The organism is uncultured Anaerobiospirillum sp. (assembly GCF_902485895.1).
GTDB classification, from domain to species: Bacteria; Pseudomonadota; Gammaproteobacteria; order Enterobacterales; family Succinivibrionaceae; genus Anaerobiospirillum; species Anaerobiospirillum succiniciproducens.
This window is the reverse complement of the sequence record NZ_CABTML010000115.1, coordinates 1-15,763: the sequence shown is the minus strand read 5'-3', so window position 1 is coordinate 15,763 and position 15,763 is coordinate 1. Positions and strand designations below refer to the sequence as shown.

Sequence of the window (15,763 nt, the reverse complement as noted above, 5' to 3'; positions counted from 1 at the left end):
TACTTACGGCCTTTTTTTATAACTGCAGATTAAGTATCTGCAGCCTCTTAGCTTTATAACTTAGCTTTAGAAACCACCATTCTGATTGAAGGTGTCCATAAAGCTTAAGTTATCTAAAGCCTCACCAATCTGCTTCTCAACTTCAGTGTTGTTGAGAATTACATCGTAAGACTCATTACGCAGCTTGGCACGAGCAATTTCCTCGCGACGCTGCTGATGGTACTTGAAGCCAGTACCAGCTGGGATGAGACGACCTACGATTACGTTCTCCTTCAGGCCGCGCAGCTCGTCGAGCTTGCCTGCCACGGAAGCCTCGGTAAGAACACGAGTGGTTTCCTGGAAGGATGCAGCTGAGATGAAGGACTCAGTAGATAAGGAAGCCTTAGTCAGACCCATGAGGATATGACGGTAGAGAACCTCTCTCTTGCCCTCAGAACGCAGACGCTCGTTTACGGTACGTACGTATGCAACCTCAGCAAGCTCATCCTTGATAAACTCAGTGGACTCACCTGGGTCTAAGATCTCGCACTTGCGGAGCATCTGACGAACGATAACCTCAATGTGCTTATCGTTAATCTTTACACCCTGCAGACGGTAAACGTCCTGAACCTCGTTAACGATGTAGTTAGCTACAGCGTTAACACCACGCAGACGCAGAATGTCGTGTGGAGACTCTGGACCGTCAGCGATCACTTCACCCTTCTCAACCTTTTCGCCCTCGAAGACGTTCAGGTTGCGTGACAGGGCGATCATCTCCTCATGCTGCTCTGCTGGCAGACCGATCTCGTTTAAAGTGCCTGGCTCTGGAGTAATGATGAGACGACGCTTGGACTTGGTCTCCTTACCGAAGGAAACAGTACCAGAGATCTCAGCCAAGATTGCAGGCTCCTTAGGAGCACGAGCCTCAAAGAGGTCAGCAACACGTGGAAGACCACCGGTAATATCCTTAGTACCACCAGCCTGCTGAGGAATACGGGCGATAATATCACCGATGTTAACCTCTGCACCGTCGAGTAACTGCACAATGGCCTTACCCTGAAGCATGTACTGAGCAGGAACAGTAGTACCTGGGATCATTACGTCGTTACCGTCTTGATCAACGATCTTAACAGCTGGACGCTTGTCCTTACCCTGAGATGGGCGAGCAGCGATCTCACGGACCTCGATAGAGGAAATACCTAAAGCCTCATCTTCCTTCTTATCAACGGTAATACCCTCGATAATGTCGATGAACTTTAAGCGACCGTGCACTTCAGAAATAATTGGGTGGGTGTGAGGGTCCCAACGAGCGACAACAGCGCCAGCCTTAACCTCTTCACCATCCTTAACCTCAAAGATAGCGCCGTAAGGGATCTTATGGCTTTCCTTTGAAGCACCAAACTCGTCCATAACTAATAACTCGGACTGACGGGAAGTTACTACTTCCTTACCGTCGGTATTAGTTACAGTCTTAGAGTTCAGGATACGGATAGTACCTGAATTCTTAACAGTTGCACCAGACTCAGCAACAGCACGAGATGCAGCACCACCAATGTGGAAGGTACGCATGGTCAGCTGAGTACCAGGCTCACCGATGGACTGAGCAGCGATAACACCAACTGCCTCACCAGCGTTAACGATGTGGCCACGAGCAAGGTCACGACCATAGCACTTAGCGCAAACACCGTACTTAGTGGAGCAAGTAATAGGTGAACGAACCTTTACCTTCTCAATCTTGTACTCTTCTAAGATAGTGCAGCACTTCTCATCTAAGAGCATACCAGCAGGAAGCAGAACTTCCTTAGAACCTGGCTTTAAGACGTCATCAGCTAAGGTACGACCTAATACACGGTCACGTAAGTTCTCAATAACGTCACCACCGCTTACGTGTGGAGTGATCTCGAGACCCTCAGTGGTACCGCAATCGTCCTCAGTGATCACCAGATCCTGAGCTACGTCAACGAGACGACGAGTTAAGTAACCGGAGTTAGCGGTCTTAAGAGCGGTATCAGCAAGACCCTTACGAGCACCGTGGGTTGAAATGAAGTACTGCTGTACGTTCAGACCTTCACGGAAGTTAGCGATAATTGGGGTTTCAATAATGGAACCATCTGGGGTTGCCATCAGACCACGCATACCGGCAAGCTGACGAATCTGAGCTGGAGAACCACGAGCACCTGAGTCAGCCATCATGTAGATGCTGTTGAAAGATGCCTGCTGCTCTTCTTGACCTAAGATATTGGTTGCCTTCTCAACGGATAAGTTGGCCATCATAGCCTTCATAACCTTATCGTTGGCGTTAGACCAAATATCGATAACCTTGTTATAACGCTCGCCTTGGGTAATCTGACCGTTATCGTACTGTTGCTGAATGGACAGAACTTCCTTCTGAGCTGCAGCAATAATGGTCTGCTTCTCCTTAGGAATGAGCATATCGTCAACGCAAACAGAAGAACCGGAGATAGCTGCGTTACGGAAACCGGTGTACATGACGCGGTCAGCGAAGTATACGGTCTCAGAGAGGCCTAAGAGGCGGTAGCAGTTGTTTAATAAGCCTGCAATACGCTTCTTACCTAAAGGCTGGTTAGATACCTTGGTAAACCAATCCTTCTGAGCTAATACTTCACGCATGTTCTCTTCATTTACACCCTCTACTGGAGGATCAATGAAGTCATAGGACATACCGCGTGGCAGGATTAAAGAGAGAATGGCACGACCAATAGTGGTTAAGCGCAGCTCATTCTTATCGGTGAACTCACCAGTCTCTGGATCCTTAACAGAGTAAGAGATGCGGCAAGCAACACGAGCCTGCATCTCAGCAACACCACTCTTGTACAGACGCTCAGCCTCATGGGCATCAGAGATGATCATACCCTCGCCCTTAGCGCCAACACGTGACTTAGACATGTAGTACAGGCCTAAAACCACGTCCTGTGCAGGAACGATGATTGGGTCACCTGAAGCAGGAGACAGAATGTTGTTGGTAGACATCATTAACGCACGAGCCTCAAGCTGAGCCTCAAGGGTTAATGGAATGTGAACAGCCATCTGGTCACCGTCGAAGTCAGCGTTAAATGCTGGACATACGAGTGGGTGCAGACGGATAGCCTTACCTTCAACTAAGATTGGCTCGAAAGCCTGAATACCTAAACGGTGCAGGGTCGGAGCACGGTTTAATAATACTGGATGCTCGCGGATTACCTCTTCAAGTACATCCCATACGATTGCATCCTCGCGCTCTACCATCTTCTTAGCGGCCTTGATGGTAGCGGCGTGACCGCGCATCTCAAGACGACCGAAAATGAATGGCTTGAAGAGCTCTAATGCCATCTTCTTAGGAAGACCGCACTGGTGCAGACGCAGATTAGGACCGCAAGTAATTACAGAACGACCAGAGTAGTCAACACGCTTACCGAGCAGGTTCTGACGGAAACGACCTTGCTTACCCTTAATCATGTCAGCAAGTGACTTTAATGGGCGCTTGTTAGAGCCAGAAATAGCGCGACCGCGACGACCGTTATCCATCAGAGCGTCAACGGACTCCTGGAGCATACGCTTTTCGTTACGTACGATGATCTCTGGAGCAACTAAGTCTAAAAGACGCTTTAAACGGTTGTTACGGTTGATCACACGACGGTATAAGTCGTTGAGATCGGAAGTAGCAAAACGACCGCCATCAAGTGGAACTAATGGACGTAAATCTGGAGGCAGAACTGGCAGAACAGTTAAGATCATCCACTCAGGCTTGTTACCAGAATGAACGAAAGACTCCATGAGCTTTAAGCGCTTGGCGTACTTCTTACGATTAGACTCTGAAGAGGTGGTGTCTAAAGACTCACGTAAAGAGTTAATCTCGGCCTCAAGATCCATGTGCTGCAGGATCTCTAAGATAGCCTCAGCACCCATCTTGGCGCTAAAGTCATCACCAAAGAGCTCGAGTGCATTCATGTACTCTTCTTCGGTGAGCAGCTGACGCTCACGAAGCTCAGTCATACCAGGATCGGTAACAACATAGCTCTCGAAGTAAAGTACGCTTTCAATATCGCGTAACTTCATATCGAGAATCAGACCGATACGGGATGGCAGTGACTTTAAGAACCAAATGTGAGCTACAGGGGATGCCAGCTCAATGTGGCCCATACGCTCACGACGAACCTTAGCCTGGGTAACTTCAACACCACACTTATCACAGATAGTGCCACGGTGCTTTAAACGCTTGTACTTACCGCAAAGACACTCGTAATCCTTGGTAGGGCCGAAGATCTTGGCACAGAATAAGCCGTCACGCTCTGGCTTGAAAGTACGATAGTTGATGGTCTCTGGCTTCTTAACTTCGCCATAAGACCAAGCACGGATCATCTCAGGCGATGCAAGACCAATCTTGATCGCGTCAAAATCCTCAAGCTTCTGCTTGAGGGCGTTGTTGCTGCGGTTAGCAAGCTTGCCTAAAGACTCAGAAATATCTAAGCCCATTGCAAACTCGTCGTCCTTATTAGCGGTCGGAAGTTCGGTGCCAAAGCCCTCTAAGAGGGTCTCGTCTTGACCGATTTCTTGCATGCTCACAACAGTTTCTCCTGCGAAGAAATTATCTTTTATGAGTTGTCAGTTTCGCTTTAGAGCCGTGAATATTTGTCCCTCACGGCTTTGATTGTCTGACCAGCAGCTCTTAGGATAAAACGTCCAAAAAGCGACTTTACAACTCCATGCCTTAGCGCAGGGACTTTTTTAGCCCCTGCAGCAGGTTGCCCTGCTTTTTAGGCAGCAGCTTCATTGAAGCTGCCACCACGGCAATTAGTCTTTGCGAACCAGGTCGATATTGATACCCAGCGAGCGGATTTCACGAAGCAATACATTGAAGGATTCTGGGATGCTAGCTTCCATCTTGTATGCACCGTCAACGATGTTCTTGTACATCTTGGTTCTGCCGTTTACGTCGTCTGACTTAACAGTCAGCATCTCACGTAAGGTATAGGCAGCACCGTAAGCCTCAAGGGCCCACACTTCCATTTCACCGAAGCGCTGACCACCGAACTGAGCCTTACCGCCTAATGGCTGCTGAGTAACTAATGAGTAAGAACCGGTAGAACGAGCATGCATCTTGTCATCAACTAAGTGGTTGAGCTTGAGCATGTACATATAACCAACGGTTACCTTACGCTCGAATGGACGACCAGTAGTACCGTCAAATAAAGTCATCTGACCGGACTTAGGCAGACCTGCAAGCTCGAGCAGCTCCTTAATGGATTCTTCGGTTGCACCGTCGAATACAGGGGTAGCTACTGGCATACCGTCACGTAAGTTCTCGGCAAGTACCATTACCTGATCATCAGACATTGAGCTAATGTCTACTTCCTGTGAAGAGCCACCTAAATCGTAGATCTTCTGCAGCATAGCGCGGATTTCAGCAATAGCCTTTTGCTCAACAAGCATCTTGTTGATGACATTACCGATACCCTTAGCAGCTAAACCTAAGTGAACCTCGAGAACCTGACCAATGTTCATACGAGAAGGCACACCTAATGGGTTGAGCACGATATCTACTGGTACACCATCCTCATCGTATGGCATATCCTCGATAGGGCAAATCTTAGAGATAACACCCTTGTTACCGTGACGACCTGCCATCTTATCGCCTGGCTGAATACGACGCTTAACAGCGAGGTAAACCTTAACGATCTTCAGAACGCCTGGGGTTAAGTCATCACCCTCAGTGATCTTACGGCGGATAACTTCGTACTTTTCCTTGTACTCAGCACGGTACTCATCAATGCGAGCAGAGATTTCTTCAATCTCACGCAGTGCCTTGTCGTTAGGTACGTGGCACTCAAAGAGCTCAACATCGGACAGAGCATCAACTTCCTTGCGGTCTAAACCAGCACGGACGAGGATGTTACGTACCTGGCGGAGCATACCGGCAGTTAAGAATGAGAACTCTTCGTCTAAGTCCTTACGTGCCTTGCTCAGCTGCATCTCTTCGATTTCGAGTGCGCGTGAATCCTTATCTACGCCCTCACGGGTGAATACCTGTACGTCTACAACAGTACCGAATACACCGTTAGGTACGCGAGTTGAGGAATCCTTAACCTCGGAGGCCTTCTCACCGAAGATAGCGCGAAGCAGCTTCTCTTCTGGAGTTAACTGGGTCTCACCCTTTGGAGTTACCTTACCAACGAGGATGTCGCCGCCGCAAACTTCAGCACCAACATAAACGATACCGGACTCATCAAGCTTAGAGAGAGCCTGCTCACCTACGTTAGGAATATCAGCAGTGATTTCCTCAGGGCCGAGCTTGGTGTCACGAGCCACACAGGAGATTTCCTGAATGTGGATAGTGGTTAAACGATCCTTAGCTGCAACACGCTCGGAAACTAAGATAGAGTCCTCGTAGTTGTAACCATTCCATGGCATGAAGGCGATACGTAAGTTCTGACCTAATGCCAGCTCACCTAAATCAGTGGAGCTACCGTCAGCTAATACGTCACCAGCTGCAACCTGCTCGTAAATGTTTACACATGGACGCTGGTTAATGCAGGTGTTCTGGTTAGAACGGGTGTACTTGATGAGGTTGTAAATATCGATACCAGCATCAGAAGTACCACGGATCTCATCTTCGTTAACACGAACAACGATACGGTTGCCATCAACGTGCTCGATAACACCGCCACGACGTGCCACGATGGAAACACCAGAGTCAACCGCTACAGCACGCTCCATACCAGTACCAACGAATGGCTTTTCAGAACGAACAGTAGGAACAGCCTGACGCTGCATGTTTGCACCCATCAGCGCACGGTTAGCGTCATCGTGCTCAAGGAACGGAATCAACGCTGCAGCAACGGAAATAACCTGCTGAGGTGAAACGTCCATGTACTGTACGTCACTAGCGCGGCGAACAGTAGATTCTCCCTTGTAACGGCACTGTACGTACTCATCGATGATGTTACCGTTCTCGTCTAAGTCAGTGTTTGCCTGAGCAATAACATACTGACCTTCGTCGATAGCAGATAAGTACTCAAAGTCCTCAGATACGTGCTGATTGTTAACACGACGGTATGGAGTCTCTAAGAAGCCATAGTCGTTGCAACGAGCAAACACAGCTAAGGAGTTGATAAGACCAATGTTTGGACCTTCAGGGGTCTCAATTGGACATAAACGACCGTAGTGGGTTGGGTGAACGTCACGAACCTCGAAGCCAGCACGCTCACGGGTTAAACCACCTGGGCCTAAAGCGGAGATACGACGTTTGTGGGTAACCTCAGATAATGGGTTGTTCTGATCCATGAACTGAGATAACTGTGAAGAGCCGAAGAACTCCTTAATAGCAGCACTAATTGGCTTAGCGTTGATGAGCTCTTGTGGAGTGGTGCTATCGAGATCGCCTAAAGACAGACGCTCCTTAACTGCACGCTCTACACGAACCAGACCGATACGGAACTGGTTTTCAGCCATTTCACCAACGGAACGAATACGTCTGTTGCCTAAGTGATCGATATCATCAATGGTCTCTTTACCGTTGCGGATACGCACGAGGTAACGCATAACCTTGATGATGTCGTTGTGAGACAGGGTGCCACGGTATAACTCATCACGCTCACGGATTAAGTTTAAGGCCTTACCCTTCTTATCAGTTACTTCAGCATCGATAATAGCTGCCTTAGCAGTACGATCCTTAAGGAGGTCTAATGGCAGAATTACGCAACGCTCGAGCTCAACGGTCTCACCATCCTTTGGAGTGATCTGAACCTTCTTGAAGACGAAACGATCGGCGGCACTTACCATTGGATCGTTTACAGCCTTAACTAAGAAGCCGTCGAGGAAGTCTAAGAGCTTGTCAGCACAACGCTCTGGATTGGACAGAGGCAGGCACTGAGCCTCAGATGGCTCTAAGTGTGCACGTACGATGTCAAGAAGCTTTGGATACTCAGCGTATACATAGCCACCAGTTACGTAGATGCCACCATCCTGGGTGTTAATAGGGAACTCGCTGTCAGATAAGGTGCGCTCTAAAGCGGTCTTGACACGTGAGATCTCAACGAAGCGAGAATCAAACTTCATACGACCTACAGAAGATAAGTCGTAGCGATCCTCTGCAAAGAACAGGTTGTTAAAGAGACCTTCTGCAGCTTCGGTGGTTGGAGGCTCACCTGGACGCATCATCTTGTAGATTTCAAACAGAGCAGCGATGCGATCATCGTTGTCTGAAGTGAGATCACGAGTTGCGTCAGAACGCATGGTATCAGCAATGAATGAACCCTCATCAACCTGAGAGGTGAAGAGGATCTCAAAGCGCTTGAGACCTAACTGAGGAATTAAAGGCAGCTTCTCTAAGGTAAGCTCAGTGTTAGCAGCTAACACTACATTGCCTTCCTTATCCTTGTAGTCCTTAGCGAGGATCTTACCGATAAGGTGCTCAGGTGGAATCTCGATATAGTTCTGGCCAGCCTTACGCAGTTCACGAATATGGCGAACGGTAATCTTCTTACCAGCCTCAACTAATACCTTGCCATCAAGCTGAATGTCGAAAGTAGCGGTTTCACCACGCAGACGATCAGGAACAAGCTCCATCATGAGCTTATTGGACTTGATCTCAATTGCAACGGTATCGTAGAAGATATCGAGAATCTGCTCGGTGTTGTAACCTAAAGCACGCAGCAGAACAGATGCTGGTAACTTACGACGACGGTCGATACGAACAAACAGGTTGTCGCGGTGATCGAACTCGAAGTCTAACCATGAGCCACGGTAAGGAATAATACGGGCAGAGAAGAGTACGCGACCTGGGTGGGTCTTACCCTTATCATTGTCAAAGAATACACCAGGAGAACGGTGTAACTGAGAAACAACTACACGCTCAGTACCGTTAATGATGAAGGTACCATTCTCAGTCATGAGCGGAATTTCGCCCATATAGACTTCCTGGTCAATCTTCTCTTTAACAGTCTTAGGAGAGTCCTTCTCGTAACGAATAAGGCTTAAGTTGACCTTAAGAGGGGCAGAGTAAGTGGTGCCACGAATCATACACTCGTGAACATCGAACTTAGGCTCACCTAACTTGAAAGAGTTGTAACAGAGCTCAGCATTTCCCGAATATGACTTGATTGGGAAAACACTCTTGAAAGCAGCAACTAAGCCGTTCTCATTTAACGGATCGGCGCTGATGAATTGTTTGAATGAATCAAGCTGAACGGCAAGTAAGTATGGGGTGTCGAGCACCTTAACTCGCTTTCCGAAATCCTTACGGATACGCTTTTGCTCAGTATACGAGTAGACCATGGAATTGGGATCCTCAGGTTGATCTTTGTCGCGATTGAGGGGCTATAAAAGCCGCCTGCCCTGCTTGCAACAAGCAAACCGGTCAACGCATTGATATTTAAAGCCTAATCTACTACTTTAAACCTTTTACAGTTTTTAGAACATGTAAAGTTTATGTTCGTATCTTTGCTTTACTATTTCTTTGCTACCGGGTCAAATCACTAATATAGATGTTGTGCTCTTATACAAGTTACAAACACTTGTGCGTTGTACTACAAGCATAAGGCTATACACAGCCATCTTAGGTGGTTTGAGGTCATGGATGGCGCAAGTCACTGCAACCATTAAGATTAAGACTGTTACTCATCACTTCAAGATGCACGACCGAATGAAAAGCTCACGCAAAGCTTCATTGAGTTAGGTCGTCGTCCACAGCGTTAATAATGGCATATAAAAACATGCCCTTATTCTTACCAGTAATTAAATCCGCTGCTACAAGCTGCATCCGTAAGTTTGTTCAAACTACCCTGGCATTTAAAGCCTGAGCAAACTAATGTAGCTATACGATCTTTATTAAAGAAGCTTTCAATGAGCTTAAACAAGATCGTTGCTCTCAAACTAATAGTTGAACATAGATGCTCGCATGGAGCGTTAGCTGACTTTGCAGCATACTCAAGTTCATTCACTCATACAGCGCAGACGGTCGCCTTTAACGACCGAAACCTACATAAAAGCTCTTAGCTTGTGCACTTAATGGCATTTAAAGACCATGTGTGCAACGGTTTCTTATCTGCTCTGGGCACATTTAAGTGCCGATTGCTCTAAAGAGCAGCAGCCAAGAAATGAACTTTGTAATACGGTATTTACCTAAGACCTAAGTCAAAGGGTACGGTGCAGAGTATATAAGCGCGATTCTACAGGCTAATGATCGGCAGAGAATGGGCAGCGCGCAGCGCGTTTTCCCTATAATCTGTTTGAGCTCATACACAGGCTGCATGGCTGATCAGTAACACGGTAGTAACTAACTGTTTTTGGAACGCTTAGAACAGGCCATAGGCCTAAGACGGACGGAAAACACAAATTAAGCTTGTGCACTTTTACTTAATTTAGGTCAGAGCTGACCCCGGCATCGTCCTGGTGAGTATTGATGTCAAAATCTGAATGTTCTTCAGTTAAATTGCATCACCTTTTAAGGCATCGAAACCCGAGGCCCATTAAGAGCACTCGGGTTATATTGCACAGGCTGCTAGGCAGCCTGTACTCCGAATCGAAGCATTCGGCTATTTGAGCAGTGTCTATTACTCGATGGTAACAGTAGCACCAGCCTCTTCGAAGGCCTTCTTGAGAGCCTCAGCGTCTTCCTTAGAAACGCCTTCCTTGATCTTAGCAGGAGCAGACTCAACTAAGTCCTTAGCTTCCTTCAGGCCTAAACCGGTAGCGCCACGAACTGCCTTAATAACAGCGATCTTGTTGCCACCAACGTCCTTTAAGGTTACGTCGAACTCGGTCTTCTCCTCAGCAGCAGCGGCACCGCCAGCAGCTGGGCCAGCAACTACAGCAGCAGCAGCTGAAACGCCGAACTTCTCTTCCATTGCCTTAACGAGCTCAACAACTTCCATAACGCTCATTTCAGCAATAGCGTTAATGATATCATCCTTAGATAATGCCATTTTGGTATTCCTTTAGAAAAAGTAATCTGTATAGATGAGTGCTAAAAGCATGCTCATCAAAAAATCTTTAGACTGACTAAGTCAGTTATGATGCAACTTTAGTAAATATACAAAGTTGCAACTTAGTCTTAGAAAGCAGACTGTGCTTTATAAAGCCATAAGGCTCTATTAAGCAGCGCCACCCTCTGCCTGAAGCTTGTCGCCCAGAGCAGAAAGAGTACGTACGAGCTTGCCAGCTGCAGCTTCCTTCATGGTTGCCATTAACTGAGCAACGCCTTCCTCGTAGGTTGGCAGTGATGCTAATACGTCAACGTCCTTACCATCATATAAAGTGCCTTCAAAAGCTAAGGCTTTGATGGAGAACTTGTCGTTCTGCTTTGCGAATTCCTTGAACAGACGTGCAGCTGCGCCTGGGTGCTCCATGGAAAGACCGATTAAGGTTGGGCCCTTGAACTGGTCCTTCATGCACTCAAAAGCGGTGCCTTCTACAGCACGAGCAAGGAGGGTGTTACGAACAACGTGTAAGTAAACGTTGTTAGCACGTGCGTCCTTGCGGAGCTTGGTCATTGCAGCTACAGGAATGCCACAGGAATCAGCACAAACAGCTGATAATGCTTTCTTGGCGACTTCGCTAACATCAGCAACAATTTGCTTCTTGTCTTCGAGATTTAATGCCATTTTTAGCAGTGACTCCTGGTTTATCACAGCCGCCACACTTATCCCCTGCATATAAGACGTACATACAGGCTGACTTATGCTTAAGCTATGACAGTTGACCCCATTATAGGGGTATGTACCGGATATCAATTCTAAAGGATAGATCCTATAGAGCTAATTTCCGCCTGCGCAGGATGATTAAGGATACTTCCCCCTGCGGTCTTTGGTTGGGAGATTAAGCTCCCGGCCAAATTCATAATGTTAGTATCCAAACATGTAATCTTTAAGAAAGAGGCCTAAGCCCCTTTCTTTAAGGGCTCTAAAGCTGATGCTCTAGACGTTGCTATTAAGAAGCAGCGCCAGCACGATCAGTCTTTAAGGTGCTCTTATCAACGGTGATGCCGCCACCCATAGTGGTGGAGATGCATACCTTCTTGATGAAGGTGCCCTTAGCAGCAGCTGGCTTAGCCTTAACAATAGCGCCTAATAAAGCGTTTAAGTTGTCAACCAGCTTGGCAGAGTCGAAGTCAACCTTGCCGATAGAAGCCTGGATAACACCAGTCTTATCGTTACGGTAACGAACCTGACCAGACTTAGCATTCTTAACAGCGGTAGCTACGTCACGGGTAACAGTACCAACCTTAGGGTTTGGCATTAAGCCACGTGGACCTAAGATCTGACCTAACTGACCTACAACGCGCATTGCATCTGGAGAAGCGATAACTACGTCAAAGTCAGACTTGCCCTGCTTAATCTCGTGAGCAAGCTCGTCCATACCTACGAAGTCTGCACCTGCAGCCTTAGCCTGCTCAGCTAATTCGCCCTGGGTGAAAACTACAACGCGAACGCTACGGCCGGTGCCGTGTGGCAGAACGGTAGCGCCACGGATGTTCTGGTCGGACTTGGTTGGGTCGATACCGAGCTGGATAGCTACGTCTACAGACTCAACGAACTTTGCCTTAGCGGTCTTCTTTAAGGTGTCGAAACCCTCAGTTACATCATACTCGCGAGTGCGGTCGATGATGGAACGGATTTCCTTCATGCGCTTAGATAACTTTGCCATGTCTTACTCCTCCACCTGAACACCCATGGAGCGGGCAGTACCGGCGATTGTACGTGCAGAAGCTTCTAAATCTGCACCGGTCATGTCAGGCTCTTTAACCTTAGCGATCTCAAGGCACTGAGCCATGGTGATCTTACCAGCTACTTCCTTGCCAGGCTTGTGAGAAGCTGACTGGATGTTCAGAGCCTTCTTGATTAAGAAGGATGCTGGTGGGGTCTTAGTGATGAAGGTGAAAGACTTGTCAGCATAAACAGTAATAACTACTGGAACTGGGGCGCCCTTCTCGAGTTTTGCAGTGTGAGCATTGAATGCCTTGCAGAACTCCATAATGTTAACGCCGTGCTGACCTAAGGCAGGACCTACTGGAGGAGCTGGATTGGCATTACCAGCGCCAACCTGCAGCTTGATGTAGGCAGAAACTTTCTTTGCCATGTTATAAATTCTCTCTATGTGGGTATGGCGCGCTCAAACAAGGTGTTTGATACGTCAAACTCTCCGAGTTTGATACGCTTCCCGCATCAAGGGTAGAACCTTGATTTACTAGGAAATCTGATACTGAATATGACTTAGAAACCCTCAAAAATGAGATCTACGTCACAAAACAGTAAATCCTTAATATTATACAGAATCCATTTTCGCTGATCAACAACTTTTGGTGATCTTTTTTACATTTCATTTAAATCAGACTTAGTCCTAATGATCTTCTGATCCTCAAAGCTATGATCCACTGCTTTTCCCCCTCACATCACTGATCTTTTTAAGTCCTAAGGCCACCCCACCTTATGATCCCCGATCTTCAAGCCACCATAACAATCAAGGCTCTCGACGCTATTTAGAGCGTGAAATGCAAAGCAGCAAATTTAGCTGCTTAAGAGGTCGAAGCAAGCTGCAGCGGCAGAGGAAAATTTGGAAAAGCAATGTAAGGGGACAATGTAAAAAAGCAGAGCGCTGTTGCGAGGGCTATTGAGATGCTCTTAGATATGGCTGCAGATACGCAAGGGGATGAGGATATAGATGACAGCTATAAAAAAGGCAGTCATATGACTGCCCTTTCGCAACAATACATTGAGGCTTTGATAAGCCATCCATGCACTTAGTCGATATCTTTTTCAACCTGGCCGAGCTCAAGCTCAACTGGGGTAGCACGACCGAAGATATTGATAGAAACGGTAAGACGGTTCTTCTCGTAATCAACCTTCTCAACGGTACCAGAGAAGTCCTTGAAGGTACCCTCGGTAGCACGAACCTTTTCACCAACTTCAAAGAGGTTCTTAGGACGTGGAGCCTCAGAGGTCTCCTTCAGGCGATTTAAGATACGATCAGCCTCAGCCTTAGTAATTGGCATTGGACGCTCTGGAGTACCACCGATAAAGCCTAATACGCGCTCGGTGTGCTTAACAAGCTGCCAAGAGTCGGAGGTCATCTTCATCTCGACCATAACATAGCCTGGGAAGAACTTACGCTCACTCTCACGCTGCTTACCGTCTTTAACGTCCTTAACCTTCTCTTTTGGTACCAAGACTTCACCGAAGTACTCTTCCATGTTGTTAATCTTGATACGCTCGATTAAAGCTTGAGCAACACGCTGCTCGAAGCCAGAGTAGGCCTGCAGGATGTACCAACGCATAGGAACCTCAGATGGATCCTTAGGCTCTAACTTTAATGGCTTCTTGAGGTCGATAAGACCAGTCTTCTTATTTCTAGTTGCAACCTTCTTAGCAGGAGCCTTCTTAGACTCTTCTACCTGTGCGATTACAGCGTCAAAAGGAGAAGCTTCACCTGATGCAGCAGCCTGCTCATCAGTTAAGAAAGGAGCTTCTGCATCTTGTGCGATATCGTCGACCATAGGAGCTTCGGCAGATACGCCCTGCTCTGCAGACTCTACCTTCTCTTCTACCATGTTTTCTAAATCTGACATTTAGGACACCTATCTATCTTATAAGGTGATGATGCGGACGATCTGCAAGAAGATCAGGTCGCATAAGTACAGGAAGAGGCTGACTAAGCTTACAGCGATGAAAACGATGAAAGTAGTCTGCAGACCCTCGTTACGAGTTGGCCATACTACCTTACGTAACTCGGTGTAGGAGTCGCGGGTGAAAGCGAGCAGTCTCTTGCCCTTGCTAGTAAACAGAGTAACAGCAAGACCAGCTACGATGATAGCAATAACTAAAGCTACACGACCTAAACGGACTAAAGAAGTCTCATCGATCATCATGAAGCGGGTGTAGTAGTAATTACCACCGATTGCAAGCACTAATAAAGCAAGGGATACAGTCCATAAGACATAATCAAGTGGGTTAGAAGCACCCTGCTTTGCCTTCTTAGCATCTACCTTCTTTACCTCGGCTTTCTTGGTATCGGCAGTCTTAAGATCGGACTTCTTGTTCTTAACGGCAGCATTTGCTTTCTTAGAAGCATCAGCTGTCTGCTTGCTGTTCTTACTTTCGCTCATTTTTGACACTCTGTACTTGCATACAGAGATCCCGGCTTAAACAATCAATGTATGTGACAGCTGTACTTGCAATGCAACCTAGAGCTTACAAAGCAAGAGTGTGACTGTCATGGGCTAAATCTGGAGTCTTATGATTACTGAAAGTCCATCAGTAAATCTTCTTAAGCTCAGTTAAATTAGAGATCCCGGCACATAGCGTTTAACTCTCTAATAGAGCTAATAGACACTATAAATAAGACGTAAGCATCAGATCTAACACATGGCTAGATAAGTATGTTTAAAGCGTCTTTAATGATCTAATGCGGGAGCTTAATTAGGTCTTAACAAAGGTTAGAGACCTTAAATCTGTGATCTTGAAAAGATCTGATCTGAGCAAAGAAAAATACCCTATACCACGTCATTAGTCAACCTAAAACGGGGATATATCAGCACTTTTTATGTCTTAGACAAGCGAAGCGTTAATAGAAACTATAGAGATAAGCTATACCATCTAATGATCTATCTAAGTGGCTATTTTCTCCTTTGATCATATAACGATCAATATCGATATATAAAATCATTGAATATCTCTTGTTTTATCGGTCAATATATAATATAATCACCTATCCATTTATTGACCGAGTGCATATCCCCATGAAAGACTTCCTACCTCTACCATTCGACCTACCTGCAATCAAAGTAACCCGT

8 protein-coding genes are annotated in these 15,763 nt (G+C 46.8%); all 8 read right to left on the bottom strand.

The window, feature by feature from the left end; genetic code table 11:
- Positions 1-66 precede the first annotated feature (66 nt).
- The 8 genes from rpoC to secE all read right to left on the bottom strand — a co-directional run bounded on the left by rpoC (position 67) and on the right by secE (position 15,076).
- The gene (gene rpoC / locus RDO37_RS10035) at positions 67-4,452 is read right to left on the bottom strand and encodes a DNA-directed RNA polymerase subunit beta' (protein ID WP_084281704.1); all 4,386 of its coding nucleotides are present in this window, start codon (positions 4,450-4,452) and stop codon (positions 67-69) included.
- 318 nt (positions 4,453-4,770) lie between these two features.
- A complete protein-coding gene (gene rpoB / locus RDO37_RS10030) occupies positions 4,771-9,252 on the bottom strand; it encodes a DNA-directed RNA polymerase subunit beta (RefSeq protein ID WP_308498985.1) in 4,482 nt (1,493 codons plus the stop codon).
- A 1,277-nt stretch (positions 9,253-10,529) separates the two neighbouring features.
- Positions 10,530-10,901, bottom strand: coding sequence for a 50S ribosomal protein L7/L12 (gene rplL, locus RDO37_RS10025; RefSeq protein WP_273320112.1), 372 nt, complete (start codon positions 10,899-10,901; stop codon positions 10,530-10,532).
- A 168-nt stretch (positions 10,902-11,069) separates the two neighbouring features.
- Positions 11,070-11,579: a 50S ribosomal protein L10 gene (rplJ, locus tag RDO37_RS10020; RefSeq protein ID WP_027939732.1), complete on the bottom strand. Its 510-nt coding sequence runs from the start codon at positions 11,577-11,579 to the stop codon at positions 11,070-11,072.
- 325 nt (positions 11,580-11,904) lie between these two features.
- Positions 11,905-12,621, bottom strand: coding sequence for a 50S ribosomal protein L1 (gene rplA, locus RDO37_RS10015; RefSeq protein ID WP_303074092.1), 717 nt, complete (start codon positions 12,619-12,621; stop codon positions 11,905-11,907).
- A gap of 3 nt (positions 12,622-12,624) precedes the next feature.
- Positions 12,625-13,053, bottom strand: a complete 429-nt coding sequence (gene rplK, locus RDO37_RS10010) for a 50S ribosomal protein L11 (protein ID WP_027939730.1) — start codon at positions 13,051-13,053, stop codon at positions 12,625-12,627.
- A gap of 661 nt (positions 13,054-13,714) precedes the next feature.
- Positions 13,715-14,248, bottom strand: a complete 534-nt coding sequence (nusG, locus tag RDO37_RS10005; protein WP_027939729.1) for a transcription termination/antitermination protein NusG — start codon at positions 14,246-14,248, stop codon at positions 13,715-13,717.
- Between the two features lie 309 nt (positions 14,249-14,557).
- The gene (gene secE, locus RDO37_RS10000; protein WP_052338973.1) at positions 14,558-15,076 is read right to left on the bottom strand and encodes a preprotein translocase subunit SecE; all 519 of its coding nucleotides are present in this window, start codon (positions 15,074-15,076) and stop codon (positions 14,558-14,560) included.
- Positions 15,077-15,763: the final 687 nt, after the last annotated feature.

Coding starts and splice junctions, on each gene's coding strand:
- rplK (WP_027939730.1), bottom strand. CDS start 13,053: ATGGCAAAGAAAGTTTCTGCCTACATCAAGCTGCAGGTTGGCGCTGGT.
- rpoB (WP_308498985.1), bottom strand. CDS start 9,252: ATGGTCTACTCGTATACTGAGCAAAAGCGTATCCGTAAGGATTTCGGA.
- nusG (WP_027939729.1), bottom strand. CDS start 14,248: ATGCGTTGGTACATCCTGCAGGCCTACTCTGGCTTCGAGCAGCGTGTT.
- rplJ (WP_027939732.1), bottom strand. CDS start 11,579: ATGGCATTAAATCTCGAAGACAAGAAGCAAATTGTTGCTGATGTTAGC.
- secE (WP_052338973.1), bottom strand. CDS start 15,076: ATGAGCGAAAGTAAGAACAGCAAGCAGACAGCTGATGCTTCTAAGAAA.
- rplA (WP_303074092.1), bottom strand. CDS start 12,621: ATGGCAAAGTTATCTAAGCGCATGAAGGAAATCCGTTCCATCATCGAC.
- rpoC (WP_084281704.1), bottom strand. CDS start 4,452: ATGGGCTTAGATATTTCTGAGTCTTTAGGCAAGCTTGCTAACCGCAGC.
- rplL (WP_273320112.1), bottom strand. CDS start 10,901: ATGGCATTATCTAAGGATGATATCATTAACGCTATTGCTGAAATGAGC.